General features: G+C 68.9%; 12 protein-coding genes. 6 read left to right on the top strand and 6 right to left on the bottom strand.

The window, feature by feature from the left end:
• The first annotated feature begins 165 nt into the window (after positions 1-165).
• On the top strand, positions 166-2,490 hold the full coding sequence (locus tag RN02_RS21885) for an FdhF/YdeP family oxidoreductase (RefSeq protein WP_043316776.1): 2,325 nt from the start codon (positions 166-168) through the stop codon (positions 2,488-2,490).
• 414 nt (positions 2,491-2,904) lie between these two features.
• Here the strand turns inward: RN02_RS21885 and RN02_RS21890 are convergent, their stop codons facing one another.
• Both RN02_RS21890 and RN02_RS21895 read right to left on the bottom strand, forming a co-directional pair.
• On the bottom strand, positions 2,905-3,711 hold the full coding sequence (locus tag RN02_RS21890; RefSeq protein WP_043316778.1) for a family 1 encapsulin nanocompartment shell protein: 807 nt from the start codon (positions 3,709-3,711) through the stop codon (positions 2,905-2,907).
• Positions 3,704-4,768 (bottom strand): Dyp-type peroxidase, encoded by a 1,065-nt coding sequence (locus RN02_RS21895; protein WP_177331070.1) that lies wholly within the window; start codon positions 4,766-4,768, stop codon positions 3,704-3,706. The genes RN02_RS21890 and RN02_RS21895 overlap by 8 nt, the downstream gene beginning before the upstream one ends.
• Before the next feature lie 408 nt (positions 4,769-5,176).
• Between RN02_RS21895 and RN02_RS21900 the strand changes: the two genes are divergently transcribed.
• The 4 genes from RN02_RS21900 (at position 5,177) to RN02_RS21915 (ending at position 10,695) form a co-directional block, all read left to right on the top strand.
• Complete coding sequence (locus RN02_RS21900) at positions 5,177-5,554, top strand: RNA polymerase subunit sigma-24 (protein ID WP_161796258.1); 378 nt, start codon at positions 5,177-5,179, stop codon at positions 5,552-5,554.
• A 40-nt stretch (positions 5,555-5,594) separates the two neighbouring features.
• Positions 5,595-6,011, top strand: coding sequence for an organic hydroperoxide resistance protein (locus RN02_RS21905; RefSeq protein WP_043272823.1), 417 nt, complete (start codon positions 5,595-5,597; stop codon positions 6,009-6,011).
• Between the two features lie 108 nt (positions 6,012-6,119).
• Positions 6,120-8,987, top strand: coding sequence for an ATP-binding protein (locus RN02_RS21910; RefSeq protein ID WP_043316781.1), 2,868 nt, complete (start codon positions 6,120-6,122; stop codon positions 8,985-8,987).
• Positions 8,988-9,255: 268 nt separating this feature from the next.
• Positions 9,256-10,695, top strand: a complete 1,440-nt coding sequence (locus tag RN02_RS21915; RefSeq protein WP_177331071.1) for a catalase — start codon at positions 9,256-9,258, stop codon at positions 10,693-10,695.
• Positions 10,696-10,787: 92 nt separating this feature from the next.
• On the opposite strand, the gene RN02_RS21920 is transcribed toward RN02_RS21915, so the two are convergent.
• Entirely contained in the window at positions 10,788-11,537 is a 750-nt protein-coding gene (locus RN02_RS21920) for a creatininase family protein (protein WP_043316783.1), read from the bottom strand.
• Between the two features lie 281 nt (positions 11,538-11,818).
• On the opposite strand from RN02_RS21920, the gene RN02_RS21925 reads away from it, so the two are divergent.
• Entirely contained in the window at positions 11,819-13,024 is a 1,206-nt protein-coding gene (locus RN02_RS21925) for an MFS transporter (RefSeq protein ID WP_236695210.1), read from the top strand.
• Positions 13,025-13,044: 20 nt separating this feature from the next.
• On the opposite strand, the gene RN02_RS21930 is transcribed toward RN02_RS21925, so the two are convergent.
• The 3 genes from RN02_RS21930 to RN02_RS21940 are packed head-to-tail and all read right to left on the bottom strand — an operon-like array spanning position 13,045 to position 16,505.
• Positions 13,045-13,716, bottom strand: a complete 672-nt coding sequence (locus RN02_RS21930; RefSeq protein ID WP_043316786.1) for a response regulator transcription factor — start codon at positions 13,714-13,716, stop codon at positions 13,045-13,047.
• 27 nt (positions 13,717-13,743) lie between these two features.
• The gene (locus tag RN02_RS21935) at positions 13,744-14,115 is read right to left on the bottom strand and encodes a response regulator (RefSeq protein WP_009621952.1); all 372 of its coding nucleotides are present in this window, start codon (positions 14,113-14,115) and stop codon (positions 13,744-13,746) included.
• Positions 14,112-16,505 (bottom strand): PAS domain-containing protein, encoded by a 2,394-nt coding sequence (locus RN02_RS21940; RefSeq protein WP_043316789.1) that lies wholly within the window; start codon positions 16,503-16,505, stop codon positions 14,112-14,114. The genes RN02_RS21935 and RN02_RS21940 overlap by 4 nt, the downstream gene beginning before the upstream one ends.
• Positions 16,506-16,716: the final 211 nt, after the last annotated feature.

Here is a 16,716-nt window from a genome sequence, read left to right on the forward strand (position 1 = left end):
AAAAAAGCCTGGAACTTGGACCTGAACACAACTCACCCGGTGTTGCGAACAGCAAGTTTCGCGCAAGGAAGTTGCTCGCTCAGCGTTCCGATATTGGCGTGCTCTTAGCGTCGCCTTTTTTGCCTGAGAACTTTCATTCTCTGCGTGTAATCGAGGAATGCCTGAATGAGCCAAGACGAACATATAAGGAACTACACCGGACCGGCCGCCGGCTGGGGTGCGCTCAAGAGCGTGACCAAGAGCTGGCTGGGCAGCGAGAACGCGGTCAAGAACCTGCGGGCGATGCTCAAGACCAACCAGAACAACGGCTTCGACTGCCCCGGCTGCGCCTGGGGCGAGTCGCCCGAGAACGGCCTGGTGAAGTTCTGCGAGAACGGCGCCAAGGCGGTCAACTGGGAATCCACCGGGCGCTCCGTCGACCCCGACTTCTTCGCCAGGTACAGCGTCAGCGCGCTGGCCGGGCAGAGCGACTACTGGCTCGAATACCAGGGCCGCCTGACCCATCCCATGCGCTATGACGCGGCGACCGACCACTACGTGGAAACCACCTGGGACGAGGCCTTCGCCCTGATCGCCCGGCACCTGAAGGCGCTGAAGTCGCCGGACGAGGCGGAGTTCTACACCTCCGGCCGGGCCAGCAACGAGGCGGCCTTCCTCTACCAGCTGTTCGTCCGCGCCTTCGGCACCAACAACTTCCCCGACTGCTCGAACATGTGCCACGAGGCCAGCGGCCTGGGCATGGCGGAAACCCTCGGGGTGGGCAAGGGCACCGTGGTCTTCGACGACCTGGAAAAGGCCGACGCCATCTTCGTCATCGGCCAGAACCCCGGCACCAACCACCCGCGCATGCTCGAACCGCTGCGCGAGGCCGTGCACCGCGGCGCCCAGGTGATCTGCATCAACCCGCTGAAGGAACGCGGCCTGGAGCGTTTCCAGCACCCGCAGCACCCCTTCGAGATGCTCAGCAACGGCTCGGAGCCGACCAACACCGCCTACTTCCGCCCGGCCCTGGGCGGCGACATGGCGATGTTCCGCGGCATGGCCAAGTTCCTCCTGCAGTGGGAGCGCGAGGCCCAGGCCAACGGCGAGCCGCCGGTGTTCGACCACGCCTTCATCCGCGAGCACACCAGCGGCCTGGACGACTACCTGGCGGCGGTGGACGCCACCAGCTGGGCGCACATCGTCGGCCAGTCCGGCCTGAGCCTGGCCGAGATCGAGCTGGCGGCGCGCATGTACCGCCGCGCCGAGCGCGTGATCATGTGCTGGGCCATGGGCCTGACGCAGCACCGCCACTCGGTGCCGACCATCCAGGAGGTGGTCAACCTGCAACTGCTGCGCGGCAACGTCGGCAAGCCCGGCGCCGGCCTGTCGCCGGTGCGCGGCCACCGCAACGTGCAGGGCGACCGCACCATGGGCATCGACGAGAAGCCGCCGACCTGGCTGCTGGATGCCCTGGAGAAACGCTTCAAGTTCAAGGCGCCGCGTGGCCACGGCGACAACGCCGTGCTGGCCATCCAGGCCATGGAAGCCAGGCGCGCCAAGGTGTTCCTGGCCCTGGGCGGCAACTTCGCCCAGGCCACCCCGGACACCCCGCGCACCCACGCCGCGCTGCGCAACTGCGAGCTGACCGTGCACATCGCCACCAAGCTCAACCGCTCGCACCTGGTCACCGGCCGCGACGCGCTGATCCTGCCGTGCCTGGGCCGCACCGAGGTCGACATGCAGGCCGACGGGCCCCAGGGCGTCACCGTGGAAGACACCTTCAGCATGGTGCACATCTCCCACGGCCAGCTGAAGCCGCGCTCGCCGCACCTGCGCTCGGAACCGGCGATCATCGCCGGCATCGCCAAGGCCACCCTGGGCAACCGCCCGATCGACTGGGACTGGGCCATCGCCGACTACGGGCACATCCGCGACCTGATCGCCGACGTCATCCCCGGCTTCGCCGACTTCAACGCGCGGCTGCAGCACCCCGGCGGCTTCCACCTGGGCAACGACGCGGCCGAGCGGGTCTGGAAGACCGCCAGCGGCAAGGCCGGCTTCACCCCCAGCGAACTGCCGGTGGAGCTGGTCAACCAGGCGGTGCTGGCCCGCGGCGAGCGGCCCGACCTGATCCTCCAGACGCTGCGTTCCCACGACCAGTACAACACCACCCTGTACGGCCTGGACGACCGCTACCGCGGGGTGTTCGGCCTGCGCGAAGTGGTCTTCGCCAACGAGCGGGACATCCGCCGCCTGGGCTTCGAGCCGGGCGAGAAGGTCGACCTGGTGTCGCTCTGGGAAGACGGCATCGAGCGCCGCGTCCACGGCTTCCAGCTGGTGGCCTACGACCTGCCGGCCGGGCAGGCCGCGGCCTACTACCCGGAAACCAACCCGCTGGTGCCGCTGGAAAGCTATGGCGAGCGCACCTTCACGCCAACTTCCAAGTTCATCGCGATCAGGCTGGAGAAGGCCCGGGAAGACAATCGGATCCATTCGACTGTCGCCTGAGGCGGACTCCCAAACTCCCCGCGAGCCGCACGACAGCTGACGGTGGCCGGAGCCTTGCCATGAAGAACGATCCTCGACAACCAGGCGTTCGTGGAATCGCCCCGCGAGCTGATGGGCGAGCACGACGGCGAAATACCAGAAGGCCAGGGGTGATGGGTATCGCGTCGCTCAACACCATCCTGCGTCGGCATTTCGCCGGCGCCTGCTCATCCGTGAATCACGCCGGGCGGCGTGGCTGGTGAGTCCTGGAACGTAGGAGCAACTGTTCTTGCCGGCTGCGCCGAGGTGCTCTTCGCAGGATGGGTTGAGCTTGCGAAACCCATGAGGCCACGGTGATGGGTATCGCTTCGCTCAACCCATCCTACGGGGCTTCCCTGGAGTTGTAGGACTCCGTCCGCGAGTATCCGTACGGCGCTATTTCTTGCCCGGCGTCAACACCACGCTGGCCTCGCTGGTGAGCACCCGGAAGGTGAAGGTCTCCAGGAAGTACAGCTCCACGCTCGTCGCACTGTGGCTGGCATAGCCGATGGAAATGTCCTGGCCGATGTCCAGCTCGAAATCCCCGCCGCGCGTGCTGAGCACGAACCCACCTTCCAGCGCCGGGGCCCAGATGATGCCGCCGTCCACCTGCTGCTCCATGTGGTGGAAGACCGGGTAGCCCTCGTCGCTGCCGCCGCTGGCCGCGGTATAGGCGTCCGCGCCCAGCACCAGGGCATAGGGGCCGTTGACGCCGGCCAGGCGCAGCTGGCTCAGCGCCTGCGCCACGGCGCCGGAATAGCCGCGCACGTTGGCCGGCAGCACCACGCCGGCGTTGCTGCTGGCCTGGCGGATGCCCTGGATGCCGGCCGCGGCATAGCCATCGAACACCGCGCGGTCCTCGGCGAAGGCCAGCTTGCGGGCGGCGTCCTTCAGCGGGTCCCAGTCCGAATCGTCCGAACCGCGCTCCACGTCGTCGATGGCCTGGCGGCTCAGCTCGAAGGGCACGCGCAGCTCGACGATCGCCCGGGCATCGCGCTGGGCGGCCTGGATGCCTTCCGCCGGGGCCTGCAGCGCATGCAGGTGGCCGGTGCCCACCGCGGACAGGCCGAGGCCGCCCGGCGGCGGCACGTCGACCACGCGGCGGGCCGCGAGGTGGCGCTTGAGGGTGCGCGTGGCCTCTTCGTCGATCTGGGCCCAGGCCTTGTCGGAGATGGGGGCGAGTTCACGGTGCAGGTTATTCATTGCCTGATTCCTTTAGTGAGCCAATGCCGAGGGAGCCGTCGCGGGGCGCCAGCGGAGGCACGTCGTCCTGCGCGGGGAGGGCAGGGGCGGCAGCTACGCTGGCGTCCGGGGTTACCTGTTCGAGAAAACTGGCCGAAGGCACGAAGAACAGGCTGCCGGTCACCGCGCGGCTGAAGTCCAGCAGGCGGTCGTAGTTGCCCGGGGGCAGGCCGATGAACATGTTCTCGAGCATCCGTTCGATGCGCCGCGGCGAACGGGCGTAGCCGATGAAATAGGTGCCGAACTCGCCCTTGGCGATATCGCCGAAGGGCATGTTGTCGCGCAGGATTTCCAGTTGTTCGCCGTCTTCGACGATCGTGGTCAGGGCGTTGTGCGCATTGCTCGGCTTGACGGCGTTGTCCAGCTCTATGTCGGAGAGCTTGTGCCGGCCGATGATCCGTTCCTGCTCGGCCACCGGCAGCGCGTTCCACCGGGCCAGGTCGTGCAGGTACTTCTGCACGATGACGTAGCTGCCGGCGACGAAGTTCTCGTCCTCGCCGGCGATCAGGGTGGCGTCCAGCGCGGCCTGGCCCGCCGGGTTCTCCGTGCCGTCGACGAAGCCCAGCAGGTCGCGGGCATCGAAGTAGCTGAAGCCCTGCACCTCGTCGGCGGTGGCCACGGCGTCGCCGAGGCGGGCCATGATCTGCGTTTCCAGTTCGAAGCACAGGTCCATGCGCTCGGCGCGGATGTGGAACAGCAGGTCGCCCGGAGTGGACACGGCGTGGTGCGCGCCCTGGATTTCGCGGAAGGGGTGCAGCTCCCGCGGCCTGGGCTGGCCGAAGAGGCGGTCCCAGGCCGCCGAGCCGAAGCCCATGACGCAGGACAGCAGCCCCTGCGGGGCGCGGAACCCGATGGCCCGCAACAGGCCCGGCAGGTCGGCGCACAACGCGCGCACGGCGGTTTCGCCGGCCTGGCCGGGGTTGATCGTCAGCACCAGGAAGATGGCGGCCCGGCTCAGCGGGGCGGTGACCGACTGGGGAACGGCTGTGGACACGCGTTGCTCCTCTTGCAGGCTCATTTCAACGGGTAGGACCGGACGCCGGAAACGCCGCCCACCTGCTCACCGGGCGTGAAGCAGGTCGACGACTATCGGCTTGCGACACCGAGGAAGATGCTTCAGTAAAGTTCATGTTGCTTTTGCAGGCCAAGGAAATCGTGCCTGCAAGGTAGATGCATCCGATACGTCGAGAGAGGGAACCGGAACGCTGAATCTGGCGCTGCTGCCAACGTTTGCCGCCGACGAGTGGCTATGGGCTCTTCGGTCGGCGCACCCGCCTAACAGGCGCTAACAGCATATAACGGGCGACTTTGGCACTCCTGCCCCATTCTCATGAGCAGTCCCTGTCCTCGCGCCAAGGCGCAGGACAGTCAATGCAGGGCTGCTTGGGAAAGGGAGGTTGGGCGGATGACTGAAGGTATCGGCTGCATGAGCCTGGCAGGGCGCTGCAGCAATGCGGAATTCGGTGCATTGCTGGCCCAGGCGCAGCAGGGCGGCGGCGAGGCGTCGCCGCGCCTGCTCAAGGCGTTGGTTCCGCTGCTCGTGGCGTTCTTCGAAGGGCAGGTACAGGCCGGGCGGATGCGCGGGGAAGACCTCGGCGAGGTCCTGCGGGCTACGTTGAAGGCCGTGGATTCACAGCGTGCCAGCTATGACCCCGCGGGCCCTTTCCGTGCCTGGCTGCTGGATATCGCCCGGCAGGAGCTGGGCGAATACCAGCGGCGCTCAGCGGCGCAGGTGGTGTTGCCCCAGGCCGACGCCAGGCAACGCCTTTCCCGCACCAGTCGCAAGTGCGCGCGGGTGCTCTGAATCGCCGGGCCCGCCGGTCATCGTTCGTCAGGAAGTACCGATGCAGTCGATCGAGAAGGTTCTCTACACCGCGCACACCCGCACCCTCGGCGGCCGCGACGGCATCGCGCGCAGCGACGATGGCCGCCTGGACCTGCGCTTTTCGCCGCCGGGCGCGCCGGGGCAGGGCACCAACCCGGAGCAGCTCCTGGCCGTCGGCTGGTCGGCCAGTTTCATCGGTGCGCTGCGGCATGCCGCCAACGCCCGGAAAGTCCCGTTTCCCCCCGATGCCACGGTGGAGGCGGACGTGGACCTGGTGCATGGCGAGCACGGCTTTTTCCTGCGGGCGCACCTGGCCATCTCGCTGCCCGGCGTCGAGGCGGAGCTGGCCCGCTGCCTGCTGGACGCCGCCCGGCAGAGCTGCCCGTTCACCAAGGCCACCCGCGGCAACATTCCGCTGCTGCTGAGCCTGCAGTAGACAGGTGCGCATCCTGTGGCGGCGTCCACACGGCCGCTACAGGATGTGCTTGATTGCCCGAGCAAAACGCCTATCCTCGTAGGATTTCCGAGCCCGAGAGAATTTCCCGTGGAGTCCGTAACGGACGCATTGCACGATTCCTTTGACCCGTCCCTCGAGTTCGGTCCCTTCCGCGTCATGCCCGGCAAGCGCCTGCTCAGCCGCGATGGCGAGCCGGTGGAGATCGGCGGCCGCGCCCTCGACCTGCTCATCGCCCTGCTGGAGAAGCCGGGCCAGGTGCTGTCCAAGCGTGAGCTGATCAAGCGCGTCTGGCCCGATGTGGTGGTCGAAGAGGGCAGCCTGCGCTTTCACATGAACAGCCTGCGCCGCGCGCTCGGCGACGGCGAGCAGGGGGCGCGCTACATCGCCACCCAGGTCGGCGTCGGCTATGCCTTCGTCGCCCCGGTGAACCGGCGCCCGGCCCTGGACGCAGCGCCTTCGGCCGCCCCCGTGGCGCCGCTCGGCGAAAGCGTGGGCGGCCTGCCGCCGCGGGCCAGGCTGTTCGGCCGCGAAGCGGACGTCGCCCTGGTGCTGGAGCGTCTGGCGCAGCCGCGGCTGTTCACCATCGTCGGCACCGGCGGCGTCGGCAAGACCAGCCTGGCCGTCGAGGTGGGCCACCGCGCCGCCGGCGAGCGCCTGGAGCCGGTGCGCTTCGTCGACCTGGCGCAGGTCGAGGACGCGGCGCTGGTGCCTTCCGCCCTGGCCGCCTCGCTGGGCATTCCCGTGCAGGTCGAGGACCCGCTGTTCGTGCTGCTCGCCCACCTGCGCGGGCAGCGGCTGCTGCTGATCATCGACAACTGCGAGCACTTGGTGGACGCGGTGTCCGCCGTTGCCGAGCGCATCGGCGAGGCCGCGCCCGGCGTCGCGCTGCTGGCCACCAGCCGCGAGCCGCTGCGGGTGCGCGGCGAGCAGGTGCACTGGCTGGGGCCGCTGGGCTTTCCGGCCGACAGCGAGGGGCTGAGCCTGGAGCAACTGCTGGCATTCCCGGCGCTGCGGCTGTTCGTCGAACGGGCGAAGGCCGGCAACGCCTCGCTGGCGCTGGAGGAGGGCGACGCCCAACTGGTCGCCGACATGTGCCGGCGCCTGGACGGCATGGCGCTGCCGATCGAACTGGCGGCGATGCGCGCCGCCAGCCACGGGGTGAAGGCCACCCACGCCCTGCTGGGCGAACGTTTCTCGCTCGGCTGGGCCGGCTGGCGCACCGCGCAGCCGCGCCACCAGACATTGCGGGCGATGCTCGACTGGAGCTACGACCTGCTCAGCGCCCCGCAGCGCCTGGTGTTCGACCGCCTGGCAGTGTTCGTCGGGCCGTTCTCGCTGCAGGCGGCCTCGCAGATCGTCGCCGATGCCCGGATCGACGAGCTGGAAGCCGCCGCCACCCTGGACGAACTCGCCGCCAAGGGACTGGTGACGGTCGACCGCAGCGAAACGACGGTCACCTACCGCCTGCTGGAAATGACCCGCGCCTACGTGCGCGACAAGCTGCCGGCCCACGGCGCGGCCGAGATGCACAGCCTCGGCTTCCGCCATGCGCTCTTCTACCTGAAGCTGCTGGAGGGCCTGGGCAGCTCGCCGGAAGACATCTTCGACGGTTGCGCGCGCCTGGCCAGCCAGCTCGGCAACATTCGCAGCGCCCTGGAATGGAGCTTCGGCCCCCAGGGCGACCCCGGCCTGGCGCTGCCCCTGGCGGCGGCCAGCGCGCCCCTGTTCCTGCACTTCTCGCTGCAGGTGGAATGCCGCACCTGGTGCGCGCGGGCCACCGAACTGCTGGAGCTGGGCTACCACGGCACGCCCACGGAGATGGAGCTGCAGGCCGCGCTGGGCCTGGTGCTGATGTTCACCCGCGGCAACAGCGGCGCGGCTGAAACCGCCTTGCTGCGGGCCCTGGACATCGCAGTGGCGCTGGACGACCGCTGGGCGCAGCTGCGCCTGCTGGGCCGCCTGCAGATTTTCTACGAGCGCATCGGCGACTTCGCCTCGTCGCTGGCCTGGGCCGAGCGCGCGCTGGCGATCGGCGACAGCCTGGGCGAGCCGGAAGCCATCGCCGTCGCCGCCTCGCTGGCGGGCATTTCCCACCACCTGCTGGGCGACCAGCGCCTGGCGCGCCAGGAACTGGAGCGCTCGCTGCGCAACAGCCTGCCCTCCGAGCGCAGCCGGACCCTGCACTACGGCTTCGACCACCACAACCGCACCGGCCTGGCGCTGGCGCGCACGCTGTGGCTGCTGGGCTTCCCGGACCAGGCGCGGCGCCTCGCCACCCAGGTGGAGGCGGAGGCCGCGGAGCTGAAGCACCCGGCCACCTACTGCATCGCCCTGGTGTGGACGCTGTGCATCCACATCTGGAACGGCGACCTGGCGCAGGCCGAGGCGAGCCTGCAGGCCTTCAGCCAGATCGCCCACGCCAATGCCTTCGCCCCGTACGTGGCGGCCTCTCTGGGCCTGCGCGGGGCCATTGCCATCCGCCGCGAGCAGCCCGGCGACGCGGTGCCGCTGCTGGAGGAGAGCCTGTCGCGGCTGCAGGGCATGCGCTACGAGCTGCTGACCACCTCGTTCGAGATTTCCCTGGCCGAAGGCCTGATCCTCGATGGGCAATACGCGCGGGCCCTGGCGGTGATCCAGCGCAGCGTCCAGCACTGCCGGCGCAGCGGCGACGCCTTCGCCCTGCCGGAACTGCTGCGCTTGCAGGCCCAGGTGCTCAAGGCGCTGGGCGAGGGCGCCGCGGCGGTCGATGCAGTGCTCGACGAATCGCTGACCCTGGCGCGCCAGCAAGGCGCGCGGGCCTGGGAGCTGCGCGCGGGCATGGACCGCGCGAAGCTGCACCTGGAGCAGGGGCGCAACGCGGAGGCGGCGCAGTTGCTCGATGCCTGCGCGCTCAGCGAAGGCTTCGACAGCCTGGACATGCGCCAATTGGCGCAGTTACGCCAGCAGCTGGGCTGAGGCGGGTAGGGCGCACTCTTCTGCACGTTACAGAAGAGTGCGCCCTATATAACGAAACAGAACTGTTTACCTTAACTGGCCACTGTATTCATATCCCGCCTGTTTATTCTTTTTTATCCGGCACTTTTATCCGGTACTGGACGGCTTAAAACAACTTTCCTATTACCGGGCGACACCTTCGTATCATGGTTGGCGGTTGCATAACTTGGTTTGATGGGTTGGCGTTTCCCCTTGTTTGTTCATTGCGCCAATCATCCAGGACAAAACCATGAAAAAGCTCACGACAGCCGCTGGTGCGCCGGTGGTCGACAACAACAATTCGCAGACCGCCGGCCCCAGGGGCCCGGTGCTGCTGCAGGACGTCTGGCTGCTGGAAAAGCTCGCGCACTTCGACCGCGAGGTGATTCCCGAGCGGCGCATGCACGCCAAGGGCTCGGGCGCCTATGGAACCTTCACCGTCACCCACGATATAAGCCGTTATACCAAGGCCCGGCTGTTTTCCGAGATCGGCAAGAGCACCGAAGTTTTCGTGCGCTTTTCCACCGTGGCCGGGGAACGCGGCGCCGCCGATGCCGAGCGTGACATTCGCGGGTTCGCCATAAAGTTCTATACCGAACAGGGCAACTGGGACCTGGTGGGCAATAACACGCCGGTATTCTTCCTGCGCGATCCGTTGAAGTTCCCCGACCTCAATCATGCGGTCAAGCGCGACCCGCGCACCCATCTGCGCAGCGCCGAAAACAACTGGGACTTCTGGACCCTGCTGCCCGAAGCCCTGCACCAGGTCACCATCGTCATGAGCGACCGCGGGCTGCCCCGCTCGTACCGGCACATGCACGGCTTCGGCAGCCACACCTTCAGCTTCATAAGCCCGCAGAACGAGCGCTCCTGGGTGAAGTTCACCTGGAAGACCCAGCAGGGCATCGAGAACCTCACCGACCAGCAGGCCGAAGCCCTGGTCGGCCGCGATCGCGAAAGCGCCCAGCGCGACCTGTATGGCAGCATCGAGGAAGGCCGCTTCCCGCGCTGGACGCTCTATGTGCAGATCATGCCGGAGGCGGACGCGGCGACCTGCCCGATCAATCCCTTCGACCTGACCAAGGTCTGGCCGCACGGCGATTACCCGCTGATCGAAGTCGGCGTTCTCGAACTCAACCGCAACCCCGCGAACTACTTCGCCGAGGTGGAGCAGGCGGCCTTCAGCCCGGCCAACGTGGTGCCCGGCATCGGCTTCTCGCCGGACAAGATGCTGCAGGCGCGGCTGTTCTCCTATGGCGATGCGCAGCGCTACCGCCTGGGCGTCAACCATCACCAGATTCCGGTGAACGCGCCGAAATGTCCGTTCCACAGCTATCACCGGGACGGGCAGATGCGCACCGACGGCAACGCCGGCAGCACCCTGGGCTACGAGCCCAACAGCTACGGGCAATGGCAGGAACAGCCGGACTTCAGCGAGCCGCCCCTGGCGCTGCAAGGCAGCGCGGGCCACTGGGACCATCGCGAGGACCAGGACTATTTCTCCCAGCCCGGCGCGCTATTCCGCCTGATGACCTTCGAGCAGCAACAGGCGCTGTTCGACAATACCGCGCGTTCGATCCAGGGCGCCTCGGCGCAGACCAAACAGCGGCATATCGATAACTGCAGCAAGGCGGACCCGGCGTACGGCGCGGGCGTGGCAAGCGCCATCGAACGGCTGGGCCGGGGCTAGCGCCCGGGGCAGAAGCGGCCGTTGCCGCTTCTGCAGCCTATAGAAAAAAGCCGCGCGCCCATCCATGGGCGCGCGGCCGGTTCGCAGCGGATCTAGCCCGGTATCGACTCGTCGCCGAAGGCCTGGACCTCTTGCACCAGGCCCTGGGCGGCCAGGGCCACCAGTTGCCGGCCCTTTTCGACGGAGGCTTGCGCCGGGTCCGAGCCCATGCGGCCGTCCGGGTGGCGCGCGCGGAAGTCGAGCGCTTCGCGGATGGGGCCCCAGTTGGCGATCCGTGGCGAATACTCGGCGGATTTGATGAAGTCCGGATAGGCCCACTGGGTCACGGCGACCTCGGTGGGCGTGGCATGGATGCCGTGGCCCGTGGGGAACTGCTCCCGCGCCAAGGCATCGACGCCTTCCAGGTCCCACCAGTTGCACAGCTTCAGGGCGAAGCCGGCGCGGCGCCGGGCGAAACTCGCTTCGGCATAGAGTTCCGAGAAGGCCGCTTCGATCGAGGCGATGTTGCCGCCGTGGCCGTTGAGAAAGAAGATTTTCTCGAAGCCGTGGCCGGCCAGCGAGCGCACCCAGTCGCCGATGGCGGCCATGAAGGTCGAGGGGCGCAGCGAGATGGTGCCGGGGAAGCCCAGGTGGTGCTGGGCCATGCCGATGTTGAAGGTCGGGGCGATGAGGATGTCCGCCAGCTTCTGCGCTTCGCCGGCGATGATCTCGGGGCACATCCAGTCGGTGCCCAGCAGGCCGGTGGGGCCGTGCTGTTCATTGGAGCCGATGGGGATGACGATGGTGCAGCTGCGTTCGAGAAACTGGCCGATCTCGGCCCAGGTCGATAGATGCAGGAACATCTGGGGGCTCTCCTTGGAAAGGTTCCTGGCGGAACCCGGTGGGGTGGGGTTCGAGGCGCGGGGCCCTGTCTGTAGCGGCCGGGACGTAATATGCTTCCGGCCCTGCATTCGGCGCCGCTTGCGCAGGTCGATCAAAGCACCCGGATGTCGCTTCGGCGATTGCACGATGGTGTCGGTCGATACTTAGGTATGCACGCAAGGGTATGGCCGAGCAGCGCTTCGAACCGCGCGTCAAAAAGGAAACAGGCTGCGTGCCCAAGGCTATGAACAACAATGCTGCAATGGCCCCGTCCCCGTGGGGTGTCGTCGGCCTGTGCATGCTCTTCAACGTGATCGACGGGCTGGACGCGATGGCCATGGCCTTCACCGGCGGCAGCGTTTCGGCGGAGTGGGGGCTGACTGCGACCCAGCTCGGCGCGCTGCTCAGCGCCAGCCTGGTGGGCATGGCCTGCGGCTCGTTCATCAGCCCCCGGGCGGACCGCTACGGGCGCCGGCCCTTGCTGCTGGCGGGCCTTTCGCTCAGCGGCATCAGCATGTTGCTGTCGTTCTGCAGCCCGAACCACTACGTGCTGATGCTCCTGCGCATGCTGACCGGCGTCGGCACCGGCGCGGTGCTGGTGGGGGCCAACGTGCTGGCCCATGAGTACACCGGGGCGGATCGGCGAAGCCTGGCCATCGCCCTGCAGTCCCTGGCCTTCGCGCTGGGCGTGAGCCTGGGCGGGCTGCTGGCCCACCTGTTCAACGAGTGGCTCGGCTGGCGCTACGTGTTTCTCGCCGGCGGCGCGGCCACGCTCGCGGCGGTGGCCGCGGGTGCGCGCTGGCTGCGCGAGTCGCCGGAATTCCTGGCCCTCGACCGGCAACCGAATGAAGGCTCGCGGCCATCGCGAGGCGCGGAATACCGGCAGCTGTTCGCGCCCGGCCAGTGGCAGCTGACCCTTTCGCTGGCCCTGGGGCTGTTGCTGCTCATGTTCGGCTATTACTTCGTGATGAGCTGGACGCCGACGCTGATGCTGCACAACGGCTTTTCCGAAAAGCAGGGCTCCGCCGGCGGGCTGTTGCTGGGCCTCGGCGGCATGCTCGGCGCCTTGCTGGTGGGCCTGGCGGCGAACCGGGCGGGGGGCCGCCAGCTGTTGCTGGGCCTGCTGCTGCTCAATGCCGTGCTGATGACGCTGCTGGTGCCGGCCACCCGCGTCCCGCTGCTGGCCATCGCCGTGGGCTTCGGCGCGGGGCTGTCGCTCAATGGCGCCATCGCGGCGCTCTTCATCCTCGCGCCCCAGGCCTTCTTCACCGCGATTCGCACCAGCGGCGTGGGCCTGGTGCTGGCGACCGGGCGCCTGGGGGCGATCCTGTCGCCGGCCATCGCCGGGGTGCTGCTCGATGCCCAGTGGAGCACGCAGGACCTGTTCGACTTCTTCGCCGGCAGCCAGCTGCTGGCGGCCCTGCTGGTCTGGCTGGGCTGCCGGCGGCCGCTGTCGGTCCCGGCCTGAGCCCGGGCGGCGAGGGCGACTCAGCGCTCGCCGTCGGGGGCGATCTCCAGCAGCGCCGCCATCTTCACCAGGTCCGGCAGCGAGCGCGCCTTCATCTTGCGCATGGCCCGGCCGCGGTGGGCCTTCACGGTGATCTCGCTGATGCCCAGGTCGGCGGCCACCTGCTTGTTCAGGCGCCCGGCAACGACCCTGCGCAGCACGTCCCGTTCGCGCGGCGTGAGGCTGGCGTAGGCGGCGCGCAGGGTGCGCAGCCTTTCCTGCTGCTGCAGGGCCACGCGGCTGTGCGCCAGGGCCTCGGCGATGGCGCGCAGCAGGGTGTCGTCGTCGAAGGGCTTGGTGAGGAATTCCACCGCGCCGGCCTTCATCGCGCGCACCGTGAGCGGCACGTCGCCGTAGCCGGTGATGAAGATGATCGGCATGGCCGGGCGCTCGCCGGCCACGCTGCGCTGCAGGTCCAGCCCATTGAGGTCGGGCAGGTTGACGTCCAGCACCAGGCAGCTGGGCACCAGGGCCGCGGGCTGGTCGAGGAAGGCCCGGGCGGAATCGAACAACACCGGTTGCCAGCCGGCGAAGCGGATCAGCAGCTCCAGCGACTCGCGCACCGAGACGTCGTCGTCGACCACGTAGACCAGCGGCGTGGCGTCGGCCTGTGGCCGGGTTCCCCCCTGGGGGGCAGGGACAGCGTTCAACATGCCTGGTTCTCCTGGTGGCCTGCGGCGTCAGCCGACCGGCAGCGCGGCGCTGAGCGCCTTGAGCAGTTCCGCCTCGCTGAAGGGCTTCAGCAGGCAATCCACGGCGCCCTGGGCGATCAGGCGCGGGCGGGTGGCCGCGTCGCCATGGGCGGTGATGAAGATGATGGGGATGCGCCAGCCGCGCCGGGCCAGTTCCTTCTGCAGCTCCGGCCCGGACATTTCCGGCATGGCCACGTCGAGGATCAGGCAGCGCGTCTGCGCGAGGCAGTCCGAGTCGAGGAAAGCCGGCGCCGAGGCGAAGGCCTGCACGGCGAAGCCGAACTCCCGCAGCAGGTCCGGCAGCGATTCGCGCACGGACTCGTCGTCATCCACCAGCGACACGAGCAAAGGCGTGGTCATCGGGCGTTCCCCCTGGCGTGGTCGTCGTCGGCGTCGGCGGCCGGCAGCGGGATGGAAAAGATGAAGGTCGCGCCGGGGCCGTCGTGGGCCGTGGCCCAGATCCGCCCGGCATGGTGTTCGATGATGGAGCGGCTGACCAGCAGGCCGATGCCCATGCCGGCGCGCTTGGTGGTGTAGAAGGCGTCGAACAGCCGGTGGGCGTCCTGCGGGGGGAAGCCGTTGCCGTTGTCGCGCACCGCCAGGAACACGCTGGAGTCCAGGTCGTAGCCGCTGCTGATGCGCAACTGCCGCGGGCGGCCGTGCACCTCGGCCAGGGCGTCCATGGCGTTGATGATCAGGTTGAGGATCACCTGCTGCAGTTGCACGCGGTCGCCGGGCACGGGCGGCAGCTGCTCGTTGAACTGCGGCACCACGGCCACGCCGTTGCGCTGCAGTTCGTTCTGCAGCATGGCGAGCACTTCCCGGGCCGCCGCGTTGAGGTCCACCGGCTCGCTGGCCACCCCGTCCTTGGCGAACAGCGCGCGCAGGCGCTTGATCACGTCGGCCGCGCGGTTGCCGTCGCGGATGGTGCGCCGCGCGGTCTCGCGGGCGCCATCGACGTTGGGCGGGGTGGCGCCGAGCATGCGCAGGCAGGTGTTGGCGTTGGTGATGATGCCGGCCAGCGGCTGATTGACTTCATGGGCGATGGACGCGGTGAGCGCCCCCAGGCTGGCGACCCGGGCCACGTGGGCGAGCTCGGCGCGGACCCGGCCCAGGGCCTCGTCGGCAAGGCGGCGCTGGGTGACGTCCTGCACGGCGGCGATGTATTCCAGGGCGCCGTCGGCGTCGCGTATCGCCTGGGCCACTATGTGCACGTGGCGGACCACGCCGCCGGGCAGCAGCAGCCGGTGCTCGTGTTCGAAGTCGCGGGCGGCGTGGCGCTGGCGCTGGAACACCTCGTCGAGGCGGGAGAGGTCGTCGGGGTGGACCCGCGAATAGACCAGCTCGAAGCTCGGCGTCAGGCCCGGGTCCAGGTCGAGCAGGCGGTAGATCTCGTCGGACCAGGCGATCTCGTCGTTGTCCACGTGCCAGGAGAAGGTGCCGGTCAGGCTGATGCGCTGGGCCTTGGCGAGGAAGGCCTCGCTCTGCTTGAGCGCGGCCTCGCCGCGGGCACGCTCGATGGCGATGCTGGCCAGTTGGCTGAACTGCGCGATGCGGTTGCGCTGCGCCTCGTCGGGCTGCCAGGCGTGGCGGAAGAACAGCGAGAGGACGCCGCTCACTTCGCCGCCGGTGGCGATCACCGGCGTCGCCCAGCTCGCCCGCAGGCCGTGGGCCAGGGCGGCGGCGCACCAGGCGGGCCAGCGCGTTTCGGCGGAGAGGTCGGCCACCACCAGGGTTTCGCCGCCGAGCACGACCAGGGATTCAGGGCTGCTGCCGGCGTCCACCGCCTGGCCGTCGCTGGCCATGAGGTCCGGCGGCAGCCCGGGGCCGGCACCGGGTTGCAGGCGCAGTTCGCCCGGTGCCTGCACGGCGCGGCGGCTGCGGCGGGGCGCGACCAGGGTGATGCCGCACAGGCAGTCGTCGAGGCTGGCTTCCACCAGCTGGCACAGCGCTTCGAGCACCAGGGGCAGGGCGGCGGCGCCGGCCATCAGGCTGTGCAGGCGTTTCTCGCCGGCCAGCAGCAGCTCGGCGCGCTTGCGTGCGTCGATGTCGGTGTTGCCGCCGTACCACTTGAGCACGCGGCCGGCTTCGTCGCGCTGCGGCACGGCGTGGATCAGGAACCAGCGGTAGCTGCCGTCGAAGCGCCGCAGGCGGGCCTCGAACTCGCCCGCAAGCCCCGCAGCCAGCAGGCCCTGCCAGTAGGCGCCCAGCGCCGGCGCGTCGCTCGGGTGCACGGCGTTCATCCAGCCGACGCCGCGGGCCTCGTCGGGGGTCATGCCGGTGTAGTCGAACCAGCGCTGGTTGAGGAACTCGACGCTGCCGTCGGGCGCGGTGCGCCAGACGAAGCCGGGGATGCTGTCGATGAGCGCGTCCAGGGCCGGGGTGCTGGTGGTCGCCGGGCCCGGGCCGAGGTCCTCGATGTCGATGGCCAGGCCGCACCAGGTGCCGGCGGCGGCGTCGAGGCGCTCGACGCGCAGCAGGAAGCGCCGGTAGGCGCCGTCGAAACGCCGCAGGCGCGCCTGCATGTCCTGCGCCTGGCCTGTGTGAAAGATGGCGGCCCAGCGTTGGAGCAGCGCCGGCAGGTCGTCGGGGTGTACCGCCGACTGCCAGCCATCGCCCAGCGCCGCGTCGGCGCAGTGGCCGGTGTACGCGCACCAGGGGCGGTTGACGGAGTCGACCCGGCCGTCGGCAGCGGCGGTCCAGGCCAGGCCGGGCAGCCTGTCGACGACAGGGCCGGGTTCGTTGTGCATACCGATCCTCTCTCGGCGGTAGCCGTTTCGCGAGCATGCGCCACCTTGGCGGAGCTGCCCATCATACCTTGGTGTCGGCTGGGCGAAAGCGGCGCCGTTGACGGGGCAGGGGGCTGCGCGGGGGTGCTCGATACCTTCGTGCAATCGTCCCCGGCAGCCGGCCTCTGCTCTGATCGGCGGCACATACCGAACCCGGTATGCACGAGCACAT

The organism is Pseudomonas sp. PI1 (genome assembly GCF_000812405.1).
GTDB classification, from domain to species: domain Bacteria; phylum Pseudomonadota; class Gammaproteobacteria; order Pseudomonadales; family Pseudomonadaceae; genus Pseudomonas; species Pseudomonas citronellolis.